The sequence below is a fragment of the Streptomyces murinus genome, assembly GCF_002154555.1.
Lineage (GTDB): Bacteria > Actinomycetota > Actinomycetes > Streptomycetales > Streptomycetaceae > Streptomyces > Streptomyces murinus.
This window is the reverse complement of sequence record NZ_MUNF01000243.1, coordinates 1-17,575: the sequence shown is the minus strand read 5'-3', so window position 1 is coordinate 17,575 and position 17,575 is coordinate 1. Positions and strand designations below refer to the sequence as shown.

The window sequence follows — 17,575 nt, the reverse complement described above, 5'->3', positions numbered from 1 at the left end:
GCGAGCACCTGGGCCTGGCCCGCCCCGCTCCGCACGCACCGGGGCCGAAGAAGACACCGCACACAAAGAGATGGAACGGCATGGCAATCGACGCGTTCGACGCATGGAAGCAGTGGCGGGAGAAGCGGGAGGAGTCGGTCACCGCACCCTATGGACCGCTCGCGCTGACCGGCACCCACTGGATCGAGGACCAGCCGGAGGGGCGACTTCCGGACATTCCAGGGATTTGGCTGGCGGATGGCGAAGGCATTGTGCTGACGGCCGCCGAGGGCGAGGGACTCCACGTGGACCGCCGCCCCTTCGCCGGGGAGATCCGGCTGACCGCCGACACCGGTCCGGAGGCCGCCGCCCGCGTCTCACTCGGCGAGAAACGGCTGGTCGTCCTGGTGCGTGAGGGCAGCTGGGGGGTGCGGGTCTACGACCCCGGCGCCGAGGCCCGCCGGGCCTTCCGGGGCATCGCGGCCACCGAGTACGACCCCGGCTGGTCGGTGCCGGGCCGCTTCACGCCGTACGAGGCGCAGCGCGTCCTGCGGCTCGGCAACGCGGACGGCAGGACCCGCGGGTTCGCCCTCGCCGGTGAACTCTCCTTCACCCTGGCCGGCCGGGAGCGGACGCTGGCCGTGGCGCGGCAGGGCGAGGGCCCGCTGTGGGCGGTGTTCGCCGACGCCACCAGCGGCGACACCAGTTTCCGGTTCCGCTTCCTCTATCCACAGGCGCCGGACGCGCAGGGCCGTACGACCGTCGACTTCAACCGCGCCCAGCTGCCGCCCTGCGCCTTCGCCGATCACTTCCTCTGCCCCCTCCCGCCGCCCGGGAACACGCTGGACACGGCGGTGGAGGCGGGGGAGCGGACGCTGAGCTGACACCAACGGGAGTTAAAGCGACGGCCGTTGGGCAAAGGAGGGCTAAAGTCCGACGGCCGAAAGGCACCCTTGTGCGTACCGGGCGGTCGGCCGAATACTCCCCTCAGCGCTTGTCAGGGACATGCATAACCGCAACCCGGTCCTGACCCTGACTGCGCCTCACCGGGCCCCGACCCCACGCGGGCCCCCGACTCCCCTTGGAGGGAACGAAAAGTGAGGATCAAGCGCACCACTGCCCCGACCGGCTCGGCGAGACGCACCCGGCTGATCGCCGTGGCCGCGGGCTTCCTGGCCGCCGCGGCGTTCGCCGCCCCCACGGCGAACGCCAGCGACGCCCACACCTTCAGCGCCGCGCAGCTCACCCAGGCGAGCGACTCGGTGATGAAGGCGGACATCCCCGGCACCGCCTGGGCCGTCGACGCCAAGAGCCACCATGTCGTCGTCACCGTCGACGACACGGTCTCCCAGGCCGAGATCGCCAAGATCAAGAAGCAGGCCGGCGCCGACGCGGGCGCGCTCACCATCAAGCACACGGCCGGCACGTTCAACAAGCTGATCAGTGGCGGCGACGCCATCTACGGCGGCCAGTACCGGTGTTCGCTCGGCTTCAACGTGCACAGCGGCAGCACGTACTACTTCCTGACCGCCGGGCACTGCGGCCAGGTCGCCTCCACCTGGTACAGCAACTCCGGGCACACCACCACGCTGGGCACCAATGTGGGCTACAGCTTCCCGGGCAATGACTTCGCCCTGGTCAAGTACACCAACTCCTCGATCGCGCACCCGAGCGCGGTCGGCAGCCAGACCATCTCCAGCGCGGCCACCCCGAGTGTGGGCGCGACCGTCTACCGGCGCGGCTCCACCACCGGTACGCACAGCGGCAAGGTCACCGCGCTCAACGCCACCGTCAACTACGGCAGCGACGGCATCGTCTCCGGCCTGATCCAGACCACGGTCTGCGCCGAGGGCGGCGACAGCGGCGGCCCGCTGTACAACGGGTCCGTCGCCTACGGTCTGACCTCCGGCGGCAGCGGCGACTGTTCCTCGGGCGGTACGACCTTCTTCCAGCCGGTGACCGAGGCGCTGAGCTACTACGGCGTCACGCTCCCCTGACCGGCCCGGGCTTCGGCCCGGCCGATGTGAGCCCCCGCACATATGCGCCTGTGCGGGGGCTTCTTCATGTCCGGCTTGTGAAGGAAGGGCGACGGCGGCGAAGGAAACAAGCCATGTGTCGTCGTCACGTTCCGATGAGGGCCACTCGCCCGTCGTATTTGCGCCCCGAAATTTCCTCGGTGGTGACGGCGGGTCACCAGTGAACGGACGTGCGAGGTCCGTTTCTCGGTGCGTCCGGAACTCGGCCTTGTGGGTTCCCTGTGGGTTTCGGAAGAGTGGGCGCCCGTCAACCAGCCTTCCGGTCGTCGGGTCCCCACAACCCGGCGGTCGTCCCCCCACAGGAGGACATGAGTTGAAGCACCGACGCATACCCAGGCGCCGGCTCGTGATGGCCGGCGCGGGTGTCGCCGCGCTGGCCGCAGCGGGTGTCACCTTGCAGAATGCGAACGCCAGCGAGCCCGCGAAGCCCGCTGTCCAGGCCCGGCCGCTGTCCGCTCCGGCGGCCGCGACGCTGGCCTCCGACCTGACCGCGCACCTCGGTTCGAGCGCGGCGGGCAGCTACTACGACGCCAAGGCCAGGAGCCTCGTCGTGAACGTGCTCGACAAGACCGCCGCGAAGGCGGTCGAGGCCAAGGGCGCCAAGGCCAGGATCGTCACCCACACCCTCGCCCAACTCGACGGCGCCCGTACGACGCTGAAGAAGGACGCGACCATCCCGGGCACGTCCTGGTCCATCGACCCGGTGTCGAACAAGGTCGTCGTCACGGCCGACAAGTCCGTCACCGGGGCCCGGTGGGACAAGCTGAGCAAGGTGGTCGACGGGCTCGGCGGAACGGCCGAACTCAAGCGGTTCCAGGGCGAGTACAAGCCCTTCATCGCCGGCGGCGACGCCATCAACGGCTCCGGCGGCCGCTGCTCGCTCGGCTTCAACGTGGTCAAGGACGGGCAGCCGTACTTCCTGACCGCAGGGCACTGCACCGCGGACATCTCCAGCTGGTCGGACGCGGACGGCCAGGAGATCGGGCAGAACGCGGAGTCCCACTTCCCGGGCACCGACTTCGGCCTGGTCAAGTACACCTCGGACGCCGCCCACCCGAGCGAGGTCGACCTCTACGACGGTTCGACCCAGAAGATCACCGGCGCCGCCGAGGCCACGGTGGGCATGAAGGTCACGCGCAGCGGGTCCACCACCCATGTGCACGACGGCACGGTCACCGGTCTGAACGCCACCGTGAACTACCAGGAGGGCTCGGTCAGCGGACTGATCCAGACCGATGTCTGCGCCGAGCCCGGCGACAGCGGCGGCTCGCTGTTCTCCGGTGACAAGGCGATCGGTCTGACCTCCGGCGGCAGCGGCGACTGCACCTCCGGCGGCGAGACCTTCTTCCAGCCGGTCACCGCCGCCCTCTCCGCCACGGGCACCACCATCGGCTGACCGAAACGCCGCACGACGTCCCGTCCCGGATCCTCGGGGCGGGACGTCGTGTTTTTGGCCACCGCTCGCTCTCCCCACCCTCGGGTGAAGAATCACTCATCTGTTCGAACAGGCTCGCCGACCAGCGCCGGCGAAGCTAGAGTATTCGAAGTATTCGAACGAGCGTACGATGAACGTATCGGGCGTATGGCTGAAAAGGGGTGGAGTGAGGGAGGTGCGGCATGGCGGGCTTCGCCCATCTGCATGTCGCGTCCGGCTACTCCGCCCGCTACGGCGCCGCGCACCCGGAACAGCTGGCGCGCCGCGCGGCCGAGCGGGGCATGACGGCGCTCGCGCTGACCGACCGGGACACGGTCACCGGCGCTGTTCGATTCGCCCAGGCGTGTGCGCGGGAGGGGGTGCGGCCGGTCTTCGGCGTCGATCTCGCGGTGCAGGCCCTCGCCCCACCGCCACCCGCCCTGCGCCGCCGCACCCCGGCGCGCGGCGGCGCCCATGTGGTCGAGCCGCCGCTGCGGGTCGTGCTGCTCGCCCGGAACCGGGAGGGCTGGGCGCGGCTGTGCCGGATCACCTCGGCCGCCCACGCGGACGCGCTCGGCAATCGGGCGCCGGTGGTGCCGTGGTCGGCGCTGCGGGAGCACGGCGGCCCCGGTCTGCTGGCCCTGCTCGGCCCGCTCTCGGAGCCGGCGCGGGCGCTGTCGGTGGGCCGGGAGGATGTCGCGGTTCGGCTGCTGGCGCCGTGGCGGGAGGTCTTCGGGTCGGAGGTCCGGCTGGAGGCCGTCGCGCAGAAACGTTCCGGCACAGGTCCCGGCTCCCTTCGCCTCGCCGCCCGCACCCTGGCACTGGCCGACCGCACCGGTACGACCGCCGTCCTCACCAACGCCGTCCGCTACGCCGACCCCGCCCAGCACCGGCTCGCCGATGTCCTGGACGCCGCCCGGCTGCTGCGGCCGATCGACCGGCGCCGTCTGGACAGCGGGCAGCGCTGGCTCAAGGACGAGCGGGCGATGACGGTTCTCGCGCGCATGATCGCCGAGTGCGCCGGAGCCGATGAGCGCCGGGCCCGCCGACTGCTCGCGGACACCGCCGCCACGGCCGCCGAATGCGCCCTCGACCCCCGCGCCGACCTGGGCCTGGGCACCCACCACTTCCCCGAGCCCGCGCTCTTCGGCGCCGACCCCGGGGCGGACGGCGCCGCCCGGCTGCTGCGCCGGCGCTGCGCGGAGGGCCTGGCCCACCGGGGCCTCGACCGCGACCCGGTGGCCCTCGCCCGCCTCGACGCGGAACTCGCCGTGATCTCCCGGCTGCGCTACGACTCGTACTTCCTCGCCGTCGGCCAGGTCGTCGCCGACATCCGGGCCAAGGGCATCCGGGTCGCGGCCCGCGGCTCGGGCGCCGGCTCGCTGGTCTGCCACGCGCTGGGCATCGCCACCGCCAACCCGCTCGAACACCGGCTGCTGTTCGAACGGTTCCTCAGTGACCGCCGGGCCTCGCTGCCCGACATCGACATCGACGTGGAGTCCGCGCGGCGCCTGGAGTGCTACGACACGATCTTCGAGCGGTTCGGCAAGGAGCGGGTCGCGGTCACCGCGATGCCCGAGACCTACCGGGCGCGCCGGGCCCTGCGCGACACCGGCCTCGCCCTCGGCATCGCGCCCGCGGAGGTCGACCGGATCGCCAAGAGCTTTCCGCACTTGCGCGCCTGCGACATCACCGGCGCCCTCGCCGAACTGCCCGAACTGCGGCAACTGGCCGCCGAGGCGGGCCGGTTCGGGCCGTTGTGGGAGCTGGCCGAGGGGCTCGACTCGCTGGTCCACGGCATGGCCATGCACCCCTGCGGCGTGGTCATCAGCGACGCGACCCTGCTGGACCGGCTGCCGGTGCAGCCCACCCCGCAGGGCGACTACCCGATGGCCATGGCCGCGAAGGAGGAGATCGAGGCGCTCGGCAACATCAAACTCGACGTCCTGGGCGTGCGGATGCAGTCCGCGATGGCCCACGCCGTCGCGGAGCTCGAACGGACCACCGGCGACCGTGTCGACCTGGACGACCCCGAACAGGTGCCGCTGGACGACGTGTTCGCGTTCAAACTCCTCCAGGAGAGCCAGACCCTCGGCCTGTTCCAGCTGGAGTCGCCCGGCCAGCAGGATCTGCTGTCCCGGCTCCAGCCGCGCAACCAGCAGGACGTCATCGCCGACATCAGCCTCTTCCGCCCCGGACCGGTCGCGGGCGGCATGCCCGAGCGGTACATCGCCGCCCGCCACGGCGGCACACCGCGGTACGCCCACCCGGACCTGGAGCCGGTGCTCGCCGACACCTACGGCGTGACCATCTGGCACGAGCAGATCATCGAGACGCTGGTGGTGCTGACCGGCTGCGACCCGGCCTTCGCGGAGATCACCCGGCGGGCGCTCGGCGACAAGGAGCGGCTGCCCGAGATCAGGGACTGGTTCCAGCGGCGGGCCCGTGCGCGCGGCTACGGCACGGCGGTACGGGAGGAGGTCTGGCGGACGATCGAGGCCTTCGGGGCGTACGGCTTCTGCCGGGCGCACGCGGTCGCCTTCGCCGTACCGGCCCTGCAGAGCGCCTGGCTCAAGGCGCACCATCCGGCCTTCCTGCTGGCCGGGCTGCTCGAACACGACCCCGGGATGTGGCCCAAGCGGGTGCTGGTCGCCGACGCGCGCCGGCGCGGGGTGCCGGTGCTGCCCGTCGACGTCAACCGGTCCGCGACCCGGCACACCGTGGAGAAGGCCGACGGGGACCGATGGGGGGTGCGCCTCGCGCTGTCCGCCGTGCACGGCATCGGCGAGCAGGAGTGCGCGCGGATCGAGGCGGGACAGCCGTACGGATCGCTGTCCGACTTCTGGCAGCGGGCCCGGCCCAGCCGCCCGGTCGCCGAACGCCTCGCGGAGATCGGGGCGTTGGGCGCCCTGCACGACGGCCGGCTCACCCGGCGCGATCTGCTGCTCCAGCTCGCCGAACTGCACCGGGCCGCCCGCAACCGGTCCGCGGGCACCGGCCAACTGCCCCTGATCGCGGGGGCCGTCGGCGGGTCCGAGCCCAGCGGGCTGCCGGAGATGACCGGACGCGAGGCGCTCGGCGCGGAGTTGAACACCCTCGGCATCGATGTCTCCAAGCATCTGATGGAGCACCACCACCGGCTGCTGCGCGAGATCGGCGCGACCGACGCGGTCCGGCTGTCCGGGCTGCGCGCCGGGCAGCAGGTCCTGGTCGCGGGTGTCCGGGCCTCGACGCAGACCCCGCCGATCGCGAGCGGCAAGCGGATCATCTTCGTCACCCTGGAGGACGGCTCCGGCCTGGTCGACCTGGCGTTCTTCGAGGACTCCCACCCGGCCTGCGCCTACACCGTCTTCCACAGCGGGCTGCTGCTGGTGCGCGGCACGGTGCAGGTGCGCGGCACCCGTCGTACCGTCGTCGGCTCGATGGCCTGGGACCTGGACGAGATCGCCGCGGCCCGCCGGGACAACGGTCCCGAGGCCGCGCTCGCCCTGCTCGGCCGGAGCCGCCCGCATCCGACGCCCGCCCAGCCGCGGCGCACCCTGGCCAACGGCACCACCGGCGCCCGGCTGCACCCGTACGCCGATCTGCTGCCCGCGGGCAGCCGCTCGGCCGACCTGAAGAAGTTCGGTTACACCAGTCCGGGGAGCGCGGGATGAGCATCCGTCAGCGGCACATCGCCCAGCTGTATCTGTACGGCTCGCTGAACGAGGAGCAGTACGGCCATGTAATCGAACTGGTGTATGGTGTCACGCCCCATGTGCGGGAGATGCCGCCCGACGCCGTGCAGTTGGACCTGACCTCGGCGCTGCGGTACTTCGGCCTGTCCCCCTATGACGTGGTCCAGATGACGATGATGCGCCTGAAGGCCCTCTACGGCATCGACAGCAGCGCGGGGCTCGCGGGCAACCAGATGCTCGCGGCGATGGCGGCCGAGGTGTCCGCGCCGGGGGAGACCACCTGGGTGCCCGCCGAACGGGCCGCCGCATGGCTGCGCCCCCGGCCGGTCACCGCGCTGCCGGGGATCGGCCGCGGTACGGCGGCGACGCTCGGCCGGTACGGACTGCACCACATCGGCCAGCTCGCCGACCTCTCCCCGGCCACCCTGCAACGCCTGCTCGGCGCGGGCACCGCCCGGCTGCTGGCCGAACGTGCCCGCGGCCACGACCCGCGCCCGGTCCTGCCCCGGGAGGCGGCGGACCGGCTGACCGCCGACCTCGTGCTGGACCGGGACTGCCTCGACCCGGCGGAGCGGCACCGCTCCGTCCTCGGGCTCGCCGACCGGATCGGCCAACTCCTGCGCGCGGAGCGGCGGGTGGCGGGCCGGGTCACCCTCACCGTGCGCTACGCCGACGGCAGCTCCAGCACCCGGGCGCGCACCCTGCCGGAGGCCACCGACCACTCGCCCGCCCTCGCCGCGGCGGCCCTCGGCCTGCTGTCCGCCCTCGGTCTGCAACGGGCCCGGGTGCGTGCCTTCACGCTCCGCGCCGACCGTCTCCGCCCGGCCGCCGACGCCTTCCACCAGCTCTCCCTGGACCCCGCCGACACCCGCGCCCGCGCCGCCGAGGCCGCCGCCGACCGCGCCCGACGGCGCTTCGGACCAGACGCGGTACGGCCCGCGGCGACGGCACATAATGGTTGTAACTCCCGTGGCGGCAGGGTTAGTTGGCCCATGGCGGGGTGAGCAGGCTGCCGTCCGCCAGCTCGGCCGTGAGCCCGACGGAGGTGGTGACCCAGGAGATCGCCGTGTGCTCGGTCGGGTTCTCCACGCCCAGAGTGGACCCGGCGTTGACGATCACCGTGTCGCCCGCGCGCACCCGCTCGGTGCGGCCGTCGAGGGTGATCAGCAGTTCGCCGACGAGCAGATGGAAGATCTCCTCGCGGCTGACGGTGTGCGCCGGGGCCCGGGTGCCGGCCGGGATCTCCCCGCGCCAGGCGCACAGCTCCTCGCTGCCGGTGAGCGGGGCGGCGTACGAGATGAAACGGGCGCCGTGGATCTCATGGGTCACGGCCTCGGACGAGCGGACGACGGGCATGGCTGGGTTCTCCGTTCAGGACAAGTGGTCAAGTAGATTGACTATATGGTCAGGCTACTTGACCAATGCGTCAAGGGTGTTTCAATGCCTCCGTGCAGAACTCCGAAGCCATGGCCCTGTCCGCCACCCTGCTCGCCGCGGCGGGCGATCTCACCCAGCGCATCCATGAGGGGGTCGTGGCGCGCGGCTTCGTCGATCTGCGGCCCGCGCACGGATTCGCCTTCGCGCGGCTCGCGCCGGACGGCGCCACCGTCACCGAACTCGCCGCGCACCTCGGAGTGACCAAGCAGGCGGCGAGCCAGCTGGTGGACGAGGTGGTGCGCAGGGGATACGCCGAGCGACGGCCGCACCCGGGGGACGCGCGGGCGCGGTTGATCGTGCTGACCGAGCGCGGATGGGCCTGTACCCGGGCCGCGGAGGCGGCGGCGGCCGAGGTGGTCGGCGGCTGGCGCGAGCTGCTGGGCGAGGCGGAAGTGCGGGCGCTGTGGGGGAGTTTGGCGAAGATCGCACCCTATGGGCCGGTGCGGCCCGTGTGGTGACGGTACGTCAGACGGATGGTTGAGGCGGGAAGTTTTACTTGCGCGTAACTTCCCCCGGAGGCTACCCGCCCGTAACTTGACGAATGAACAGCATCCTCGTGATCCGGATCACAGGGCCAGTCCGCCGTATCCCCCTTGAGCCGCAAGGAGATCACCCGATGCTGCCCTGGAAGCGAGTCCTCAGACCCCTCACCGCGCTGCTGCTCTCCGCCGCCGCGATCGCCCTGCCCGCCACGGCCGCGCACGCCGACACCGCCACCCACAGCGGCTGGAACGACTACTCCTGCAAGCCGTCCGCCGCGCACCCCCGCCCCGTCGTGCTGGTCCACGGCACCCTCGGCAACTCGGTCGACAACTGGCTCGGCCTCGCCCCCTACCTGGAGGCCCGCGGATACTGCGTCTTCTCCCTGGACTACGGCCAGCTCCCCGGCGTCCCCGTCTTCTACGGGCTCGGCCCCATCGATCAGTCGGCCGCGCAGCTCGCCTCCTTCGTGGACCAGGTGCGCTCCGCCACCGGCGCCGCCAAGGTCGACCTGGTCGGGCACTCCCAGGGCGGCATGATGCCCCGCTACTACCTGAAGTTCCTCGGCGGCGCGGCCAAGGTCAACGCGCTCGTCGGCATCGCCCCCGACAACCACGGCGCCACCATCAGCGGCCTGACCAACCTGCTGCCGTACTTCCCCGGCGCCACCGACCTGGTCAAGGCCACCACCCCCGGCCTCGCCGACCAGATACCCGGCTCCGCCTTCCTCACCAAGCTCAACGCGGGCGGCGACACCGTGCCCGGGGTGCACTACACGGTCATCGCGACCCGGTACGACGAGGTGGCCACCCCCTGGCGCAGCCAGTACCTCAGCGGCTCCGACGTGCGCAACGTCCTGCTCCAGGACCTGTGCCCGCTGGACCTCTCCGAGCATGTGCTGGCCGGCCTGAGCGACCGCATCGTCTTCCACGAGGTCGCCAACTCCCTCGACCCGGCGCACGCCGGCACCACCACCTGCGCCTCCGTCCTCAGCTGACGGCCGGGCGCCGGGGTCAGCCGTCGGGCCACCAGGTGCGCGCGATGTCCTTGCGCACCTCGGGGCGTCCCGCCGGACGCTCCTCCGCCTCCTCGCGGATCCGGTGGCCGTCCGTCCTCTTCAGCGGCTTCCGCACGGTCGTACGGCGCATGGCTGCCTCCTTCGGTGCCTACCGGATTCCGCGCGGGGCGGCGGTAGACGCTTGAGGGGAGAGTTCCCCATTTGTTCGGGGCTGTCAGTGGTGTGTGTCACTCTCCGGTCATGACCGATGAGTGCGCGCACAGCGAGACGACCGCCCGGCCGCCGGACTGGGACGCGCGGGCCGCCGGCTTCGACGAGGAGCCGGACCACGGCCTGCGCGACCCCGCCGTGCGGGCCGCCTGGGCGGCCAGACTCCGCTCCTGGCTGCCCAGGCGCCCCGCCGATGTGCTCGACCTCGGCTGCGGCACCGGCAGCCTGTCGCTGCTCGCCGCGCAGCCGCTCCCGCCAGTTCCGCAGCAGCCGGGCCTGGTCGGGTGGTGTCCACCGCACATGGCGGACGAGGACCACGTCGAAGCGGCGTTCCCCCACCGGGGGACCGGCCGGTCCACACCGCGCCTCGACCGGGTGCCCGGCGAGTTCGGCGAGGGCCCGCTCGGTCATGGCCGAGGACAGATCAAGGCCCTCACCCGATGCCCCTTCTCGGCCGAGCGGCTGTCCGGTGACGCCGTGCGGTGGGGGAAGGAGGTGACGGACGAGCGGTACGCGGTGCTGGCGGGCGTCTGAGCGCGGCCCCGGCGGGCGGCTCAGGCCAGCAGTTCGTCGAAACCGCCCGCGCGGGCGACCCGCTCCAGCTCGTCGAGGGCGGCCACGGCGGCCGCGGCCGCCTCCGGATCCCGCTCGGCCAGTCCGCTCGCGGCGAACTCGTCCTCGTCCAGCCGGCGTACGTCCCCGCCGTCGGCCGGGCGCCACAGGTCCAGGTCGAGATCCTCGACCACCAGTTCCGCGCCGGTGCGGACCGCGGGCCGGGTGATGTCGCAGTACCAGCCCTTGACCCGGCCGTCCGCGGTACGGACCTCCTTCACCGCGTACCACCGGTCGCGCCAGTAGTACTCGGTGAACACATCGCCCGGCTCGAAGCGCACGAACCCGAAGTCACGGCTGCCCTCGCCCGCCCAGGGAGCGCGGACCACGATCCGGGTGCCGTCGTCCCCGAGCAGCCCGGCCGGGTAACGGATCTTCGTACGGCCGCCCTTGACCAGGCTGACGGTCAGGCCGGCCGTCGGTTCAGCCGAGTTCGCGGACATGGCGGACCTCCGTCGCGCAGATCTCGTAGCCGAGCCACTTGTTGATCGCGATCATCGGATCATTGCCTGCGTCATTGCCCGTGAACGCGTCGGTGACACCGGCGGCGCGGGCCCGGTGCAGGGAGTGCAGCTTGGCGAGCTTGGCCAGACCGCGGCCGCGGTGGGCGCGGGCGGTGCCGGTCATCGCGGTGGAGTACCGGCCGTCGGCGTCGGTGTAGGCGACGGTGAAGGCGACCGGGCGGCCGTCGACGCACGCGGCCATGGTCAGCTCGCGGTTCAGCAGGGGGTGGTTCCAGGTGCTGGTCAGCCAGTCGTCGTAGCCCCGGGACTCCAGGTCGAGGTCGCCCGGCTCGTCCTGGAGGGTCTCCGCGTCCAGCTCGAACAGCGAGCGCGGGTCGTCGGCGAACTCGGCTGCCGTGCGCAGCTCGACACCCGCCGGGGTGGGCGGGAGCGGCGGCAGTGCGCCGCCGGCCAGGTCCAGCCGGAGGAAGTGCGCGGACCGGCCGGCCCGGTAGCCGTGCCGCTCGGCGAAGGCGCGGTTGGCCGGTGCGTCCAGGATCCAGCTGAACACCTTGGTGGCGTCCAGCGCGGCCAGGTACTCCTCGGCCGTGCGCAGCAGCAGCGTGCCCGCGCCGCGGCCCGTCCGGTCCGGCCGGACGTAGATGTTCAGCAGGCCCTGGCCCGGCTCGGTGCTGTCGTACGCCAGCAGGACCTGGGCGGTGCCGACGATCTCGCCGTCCTCCTCCGCGACGAGCGGGCGGTAGCGGGCGTCGGGATGCGTGTGCAGCGTGTTGTGCCGGACCGATTCCGAGGTGAACAGGATGTACGGCAGGGCGAGTCGGCGCACCCGGGCGAAGCCCTCGGTGTCGGCCGGCACGCCGGGGCGCACCTCACGGACGATCAATGTCATGTGGAGGGACCGTACGGGGAGTTGTCCGGGGGGTGCCTCTCATTTTCCCCCGGGTGCGTCAGAATCGGGCTGTGAGCCTGAAGATCCGCATCGATGACAGCGCGCCCCCCTACGAGCAGGTGCGGGCGCAGATTTCCGAGCAGGCACGGTCCGGGGTGCTGCCCGTGGGGTACCGGCTGCCGACCGTGCGGGGGCTGGCCGAGTCCCTGGGGCTCGCGGTGAACACGGTGGCCAAGGCGTACCGGGCGCTGGAGGGCGACGGGGTGATCGAGACCCGCGGGCGCCTCGGCACGTATGTGGCCGCCGCCGGCTCGGCCGCGCAGCGCGAGGCGTCCATGGCCGCGCAGGCGTACGCCGACCGGGCGCGGCGGCTGGGGCTGGGGGAGGAGGAGGCGCTGGCCGCGGTGCGGGACGCCCTGCGGGCGGCTTACGGGGAGTAGCCGCAGGGAGTGGGTGCACGGGGGCTGGGGCGCGTCAGTGCCGTCCCGCCGGTTCCGGGAACCTCGTCACCGCAAGGCCCGCCCTCCTCGCCGCCTTCCCGAAGGCCACCGCGTCCGTCACCGCCGCACCGCCCGGGTCGTTGTTGAAATAGGCGTGGACGGTCTCGCCGTCGGGGAAGGCCGTGGCGATGCGGTCCACCCAGGTCTCCAGGGCGCGGTGGCCGTAGTGCGGCCAGGGATGGGCGCGGCCCTGGTGGAAGCGGACATAGCCCCAGTCGGTGGTGCGCCACAGCGGGGTGACCGGGCGGGACAGGACGTCGGCCCAGCACAGGGCCGCGCCGCGGGAGACGAGGACCTCGCGCACCTCGGGCGTCCACCAGGAGTCGTGCCGGGGCTCCACCGCGACCCTCGTACCGCGTGGGAAGCAGGCCAGACAGGCGTCCAGCAGGGCCGGGTCGGCGCGCAGCGTGGGCGGGAGCTGGAGCAGCACCGGTCCGAGCCGGTCGCGCAGGCCCGCCGCATGGGTCAGCAGCCGGTGCACCGGCTCGGCGGGGTCCTTCAGCCGCCTGATGTGGGTCAGATAGCGGCTGGCCTTGACCGCGACCACGAAATCCGGCGGCACCCGGGAGCGCCAGGCGGCGAAATTGTCGTACGACGGCAGCCGGTAGAACGCGTTGTTGATCTCCACCGTGGCGAACAGCCGGGTGTACTCCTCCAGCCACAGCCGCGCCGGGACCCCGGCCGGATAGACGCGGTCCCGCCAGTCCTTGTACTGCCACCCGGAGGTGCCGACCGACAAGGTCATGTCTTCATGAAAGCACTACAGGTACAGCCCCGCGTCCGCGCCGTTGCGCGCCCCCGGTACCGAGGTCGGCGTGGTGCCCCGGCGCAGCGCGTACAGCTCGGCCAGGGTGGCGCCCTCGCGGCCGACGCCCTCCTCCGTGCCGAGCCAGTGCACCGACTCCTCGTGGGTGAGCGGGCCCACCTCGATACGGGCCAGGCAGCGGCCGGGGCGGACCACGGCGGGGTGCAGACGCTCCAGGTCCTCGTTCGTGGTGACGCCCACCAGGACATTGCGGCCCTGGCCGAGCAGCCCGTCGGTGAGGTTCAGCAGCCGGGACAGCGCCTGGCCCGCGGTGTGCCGGGCCTCGCCGCGGATCAGCTCGTCGCAGTCCTCCAGGAGCAGCAGCCGCCAGCGGCCCTTGCCCGCGCCGTCCTCCTCGCCGATCGCGATGTCCATCAGATAGCCGACGTCGGAGAAGAGCCGCTCGGGATCGAGGACGCAGTCCACCTGGCACCAGTCCCGCCAGGAACGGGCCAGGGTGCGCAGCGCCGAGGTCTTGCCGGTGCCCGGCGGGCCGTGCAGCAGCAGGAGGCGGCCCGCGATGTCCTCCGGGGTGGTCTTCATCAGCCGGTCCATCGCCTCGGCGACCGGCGCGGTGTAGTTGGCGCGGACCTCCGACCAGGTGCCGGCCGAGATCTGCCGGGTGGTGCGGTGCGGGCCGCGGCGCGGGGACACGTACCAGAACCCCATCGTCACGTTCTCCGGCTGGGGTTCGGGCTCGTCGGCCGCGCCGTCCGTCGCCTTGTCGAGGATCTCCTGGGCCAGTTCGGCGCTGGTCGCGGTCACGGTGACATCCGCGCCCCGGCTCCAGCGGGAGACCAGCAGGGTCCAGCCGTCGCCCTCGGCGAGGGTGGCGCTGCGGTCGTCGTCCCGGGCGACCCGGAGCACCCGGGCGCCCTCGGGCAGCAGGGTCGCGCCGGAGCGCACGCGGTCGATGTTCACCGCGTGCGAGTACGGCTGCTCGCCCGTCGCGAAACGGCCGAGGAACAGCGCGTCGACGACGTCGGACGGCGAGTCGGAATCGTCGACGTGGAGCCGGATCGGCAGAGCGTCGTGCGGGTTCGCAGGCATGCCGCCATGATCCGCCACCGATGCCCTCCGTGCACGGCATTTCCACCGCTTGTCCCGGGTGTCCCGGGGTTGTCCGAGGTCTGCCCAAGCCCCGGACCGCGCCGATACTGTTGCCCTTGATGGCACGTCATGGGTGGGTACCGGTTGGCCGGCGATGGCGGCTCGGCGCCCTGTTCGGGGGGATCGCGGCGGCGCTCGCCCTGCTGGTGAGCCTGGTCGGCGGACTGCCCGGGGGACCGCCCGGCACCTCGGCCGCGCCGCGCGGCACCGCGAAGCCGTACGTCGGCTGGGGCTTCACCCACACCCAGTTCAGCGCCGACGAGGGCGCCCCCGCCGCCACCGCCCGGGTGCGGGGGCTCCTCAAGGCGGACGGCGGGACGGCGCAGGACCAGGCGATCATGGGCTGGGGTGCGGACAACCCCGAACCGTCCCCGGGGCACTACGACTTCGCCGCCCTGGACCGCCGGATCGCCTTCGTCCGCGCCTCCGGCGGCACCCCGGTGATCACCCTGTGCTGCGCCCCCGACTGGATGAAGGGCGGCAAGTCCGGGGCGAACCACACCGATTGGAGCCGGTCGGCCCTGGAGACCGCGCCCGCCCCCGCCCACTACCAGGACTTCGCCGACCTCGCCGCGACCGTGGCCCGGCGCTATCCGGACGTGAAGCACTTCGTCGTCTGGAACGAGTTCAAGGGCTTCTGGGACGAGGCCGCGGGCCGCTGGGACTACGAGGGGTACACCGATCTGTACAACCGCGTGTACCGCGCGCTGAAGAAGACCGGTGAGGACGTCATGGTCGGCGGACCCTATCTGCCGATGGACAGCGTCGCCCCGACCGACCCCGACGCCTCCACCCAGGTGCGGGGCGCCTGGGGCGCGATGGACCAGCGGGTGCTCGACGCCTTCTCCTACTGGAACGCGCACAGGACGGGTGCCGACTTCACCGTCGTCGACGGCGCCAGCTACCCCAACGGCGGCGATCCGCGGCCCGACGAGTTCACCGCCACGGAGAAACTGACCGCCGTCAGCGCGTGGGTACGGCGGCAGACCCATGACCTTCCCCTGTGGTGGGCCGAGTACTACGTGGAGCCCGGCGACGGCGACGCCGGCTGGTCCGAGCCGCACCGGGTCGCCGTCCAGGCCACCGGCATGATCGCCCTGGTCAGGGGCGGCGCCGATACGGGCTTCTACTGGAACCCGGAGAAGCGCACCGGCACCGGCTGCCCCGGCTGCCTGTGGACCCCGACCGACCGCGCCGACGGGGGGCGGCCACTGCCCATGTACGACCTGCTGTCCCGGTTCGCCGCCGCCTTCCCGCCGGGCACCCGCCACCGCACGGTCCCCGTCGACCCGGCCACCGCGTCCGACCTGCGCGTCCTCGCGAGCGACCGCACCGTCCTCGTCGTCAACACCCGCGACCACGCGATCCGTACGCGGGTGGACGGCGACCGGCTCACGCTGCGGCCGTACGAGGTGAAGTGGCTCGACCGCTAACCCTCACTTCAGGGTCAGGAACCGCTGCACCAGCACCGCGAGCACCACCGCCAGCAGCGGCAGGGAGAACCAGAAACTCCCCTGGAGCAGCCGCAGTTGGCGCACCCCGGGCCGCACCGCCACCCGCACCACCTCGCGCGCCGCCAGCAGCAGCATCAGCAGGACGGCGGACAGCGCCCCGACCACCGACCAGGGCGTCCAGGTCACCCGGGGCCCGACCGGACCGGGGCGCGGCTCGGGGACGGGGCCCGGGGGCCGCGCGCGCAGGGCGTACACCGTGACATCGTCGTTGACCAGGACCTTCGTCAGCTCCGGCCGGGCGTCCAGGCTCCGGGTGAGCCGGGGCCCCCAGGCCGCCGGATAGCCCGAGTCCAGCCGCAGATACGTCACCTGGCTCTCGTTCACCAGGAGATACGACTGCGGCCCCGCGTCCTTGAGCGCCTCGACCAGCCCGGACACCCGGGCGGGGTCGGTCGGCGCGAGCGTCGGGACGTAGTCGACCCGCTCCATGTCCTTCGCGCCCCACGGCAGTGACGGCGTCACATCGTTCACCGGGTCATCGCTCAGCCACAACAGCCGTACGGTCGGCCGGTCATGGGCGTACACCCAGTTCATCGCCGCGACCTCGCCGGGCCGGGTGCGCTCGAAGGGCTCGTTGCCCCACCGGGCCACCAGGAAGCCGCCCATCAGCAGCAGCCCGGCGAGCAGCGCGGCCCCGAGGGCGAGGACCGGCCGCCGTGAACCCGTGGGGCGGGGGAAGAGGGCGAGGGCGCCGAGCAGGGCCGCGCCCGGCACCGCGAACATGAAGACGCGCAGCGCCATCTCACCGCCGTACGACTGCATGCCGAAGCCCAGGAACGGCACGAAGGTGAGGACCGGCAGGGACCGTTCGCGGTACCGGTGCAGGCGCCGGCGCCACCAGCCCCAGCAGGCCAGGGCCAGGACGGCACCGGCCAGCAGGACCCGGGTGNNCGGTCCACTTCGCCCGCCAGTCCGCGCGCACCGACCGGACCAGCAGCAACATCGGTGCCAGATAGGCGAGTTGGATCGCCGTCGGCCACCAGCGGATGACGTCCGTGAAGTCGGTGACCCCGCAGGCCCGGCCGACGAACGCGGCCACCGCGAAGAAACCCGGCCAGCTCCAGCGGGCGTCCAGATCCGGGACGGCCGACCCGGTGCGGTCGATGTAGTCCAGGAAGCCCAGGTGCTGCCAGGCCGTCGCGAACCGCGGCTCGGACTCGATCACGGCCGGCAGCGCGTGCAGCGACACGACCGTGACGAGCAGTGTCACCAGCAACAGGGCCCGGTGCTCCCGGCGTTGCCACAGCAGCCCGGCGAACACCACGACCAGCAGCGCCGCGCCGAGGAGCGTGGGCCACGGCAGCACCGAGACCAGACCCAGGCCGCCCATCCGGTCCAGATCCCCCTCCCCGAGCCGCAGGGCGGGGAGCCAGTAGAGGAGGAGGGCGGCGATCAGGAGGGAGGTGAGGAGGAGGGTGGAGCGCAGGTGG

Annotated in this window: 16 protein-coding genes and 1 pseudogene; 10 read left to right on the top strand and 7 right to left on the bottom strand. The window is 72.6% G+C overall.

Annotation, left to right across the window (positions count from 1 at the left end; all coding sequences use genetic code 11):
• The first annotated feature begins 80 nt into the window (after positions 1–80).
• From CCN72_RS16400 to CCN72_RS16380, 5 genes are all read left to right on the top strand, one after another.
• On the top strand, positions 81–863 hold the full coding sequence (locus CCN72_RS16400; RefSeq protein WP_086808161.1) for a DUF1684 domain-containing protein: 783 nt from the start codon (positions 81–83) through the stop codon (positions 861–863).
• Positions 864–1,076: 213 nt separating this feature from the next.
• Positions 1,077–1,976 carry a S1 family peptidase gene (locus CCN72_RS16395; protein ID WP_086808160.1) on the top strand — a complete coding sequence of 300 codons (900 nt, stop codon included), beginning with the start codon at positions 1,077–1,079 and terminating at the stop codon, positions 1,974–1,976.
• 352 nt (positions 1,977–2,328) lie between these two features.
• The gene (locus CCN72_RS16390) at positions 2,329–3,411 is read left to right on the top strand and encodes a S1 family peptidase (RefSeq protein WP_086808159.1); all 1,083 of its coding nucleotides are present in this window, start codon (positions 2,329–2,331) and stop codon (positions 3,409–3,411) included.
• A gap of 221 nt (positions 3,412–3,632) precedes the next feature.
• Positions 3,633–7,085 carry a DNA polymerase III subunit alpha gene (locus CCN72_RS16385; RefSeq protein WP_086808158.1) on the top strand — a complete coding sequence of 1,151 codons (3,453 nt, stop codon included), beginning with the start codon at positions 3,633–3,635 and terminating at the stop codon, positions 7,083–7,085.
• Positions 7,082–8,110, top strand: coding sequence for a DNA polymerase Y family protein (locus CCN72_RS16380; protein WP_086808157.1), 1,029 nt, complete (start codon positions 7,082–7,084; stop codon positions 8,108–8,110). The genes CCN72_RS16385 and CCN72_RS16380 overlap by 4 nt, the downstream gene beginning before the upstream one ends.
• On the opposite strand, the gene CCN72_RS16375 is transcribed toward CCN72_RS16380, so the two are convergent.
• Complete coding sequence (locus CCN72_RS16375) at positions 8,088–8,462, bottom strand: cupin domain-containing protein (protein WP_086808156.1); 375 nt, start codon at positions 8,460–8,462, stop codon at positions 8,088–8,090. The two genes, CCN72_RS16380 and CCN72_RS16375, sit on opposite strands and share 23 nt — an antisense overlap.
• A 92-nt stretch (positions 8,463–8,554) precedes the next feature.
• Between CCN72_RS16375 and CCN72_RS16370 the strand changes: the two genes are divergently transcribed.
• Together CCN72_RS16370 and CCN72_RS16365 are read left to right on the top strand one after the other, a co-directional pair.
• Positions 8,555–9,001: a MarR family winged helix-turn-helix transcriptional regulator gene (locus tag CCN72_RS16370; RefSeq protein ID WP_086808155.1), complete on the top strand. Its 447-nt coding sequence runs from the start codon at positions 8,555–8,557 to the stop codon at positions 8,999–9,001.
• A 158-nt stretch (positions 9,002–9,159) separates the two neighbouring features.
• On the top strand, positions 9,160–10,020 hold the full coding sequence (locus CCN72_RS16365; RefSeq protein ID WP_086808154.1) for an alpha/beta fold hydrolase: 861 nt from the start codon (positions 9,160–9,162) through the stop codon (positions 10,018–10,020).
• Between the two features lie 16 nt (positions 10,021–10,036).
• Here CCN72_RS16365 and CCN72_RS41405 read toward each other — a convergent pair whose 3' ends face one another.
• Positions 10,037–10,171, bottom strand: a complete 135-nt coding sequence (locus CCN72_RS41405) for a hypothetical protein (RefSeq protein ID WP_086808153.1) — start codon at positions 10,169–10,171, stop codon at positions 10,037–10,039.
• Positions 10,172–10,281: 110 nt separating this feature from the next.
• Here CCN72_RS41405 and CCN72_RS16355 point away from each other — a divergent pair, with 110 nt between their 5' ends.
• A complete protein-coding gene (locus CCN72_RS16355; protein ID WP_086808152.1) occupies positions 10,282–10,785 on the top strand; it encodes a class I SAM-dependent methyltransferase in 504 nt (167 codons plus the stop codon).
• A gap of 20 nt (positions 10,786–10,805) precedes the next feature.
• Here CCN72_RS16355 and CCN72_RS16350 read toward each other — a convergent pair whose 3' ends face one another.
• Together CCN72_RS16350 and CCN72_RS16345 are read right to left on the bottom strand one after the other, a co-directional pair.
• Positions 10,806–11,306, bottom strand: a complete 501-nt coding sequence (locus tag CCN72_RS16350) for a ribonuclease FAU-1 family protein (RefSeq protein ID WP_086808151.1) — start codon at positions 11,304–11,306, stop codon at positions 10,806–10,808.
• Entirely contained in the window at positions 11,287–12,216 is a 930-nt protein-coding gene (locus CCN72_RS16345; protein ID WP_086808150.1) for a GNAT family N-acetyltransferase, read from the bottom strand. The genes CCN72_RS16350 and CCN72_RS16345 overlap by 20 nt, the downstream gene beginning before the upstream one ends.
• A gap of 71 nt (positions 12,217–12,287) precedes the next feature.
• Here CCN72_RS16345 and CCN72_RS16340 point away from each other — a divergent pair, with 71 nt between their 5' ends.
• Positions 12,288–12,656 carry a GntR family transcriptional regulator gene (locus CCN72_RS16340; protein WP_161218494.1) on the top strand — a complete coding sequence of 123 codons (369 nt, stop codon included), beginning with the start codon at positions 12,288–12,290 and terminating at the stop codon, positions 12,654–12,656.
• Positions 12,657–12,690: 34 nt separating this feature from the next.
• Here the strand turns inward: CCN72_RS16340 and CCN72_RS16335 are convergent, their stop codons facing one another.
• Positions 12,691–13,461, bottom strand: coding sequence for a DUF72 domain-containing protein (locus CCN72_RS16335; protein WP_086808148.1), 771 nt, complete (start codon positions 13,459–13,461; stop codon positions 12,691–12,693).
• Positions 13,462–13,476: 15 nt separating this feature from the next.
• Positions 13,477–14,571 (bottom strand): DUF5925 domain-containing protein, encoded by a 1,095-nt coding sequence (locus CCN72_RS16330; RefSeq protein ID WP_086808147.1) that lies wholly within the window; start codon positions 14,569–14,571, stop codon positions 13,477–13,479.
• Between the two features lie 119 nt (positions 14,572–14,690).
• Here CCN72_RS16330 and CCN72_RS16325 point away from each other — a divergent pair, with 119 nt between their 5' ends.
• A complete protein-coding gene (locus tag CCN72_RS16325; protein WP_086808146.1) occupies positions 14,691–16,064 on the top strand; it encodes a glycoside hydrolase family protein in 1,374 nt (457 codons plus the stop codon).
• Positions 16,065–16,067: 3 nt separating this feature from the next.
• Here CCN72_RS16325 and CCN72_RS16320 read toward each other — a convergent pair.
• Positions 16,068–17,575, bottom strand: a pseudogene (locus CCN72_RS16320) (hypothetical protein); the annotation flags it as partial.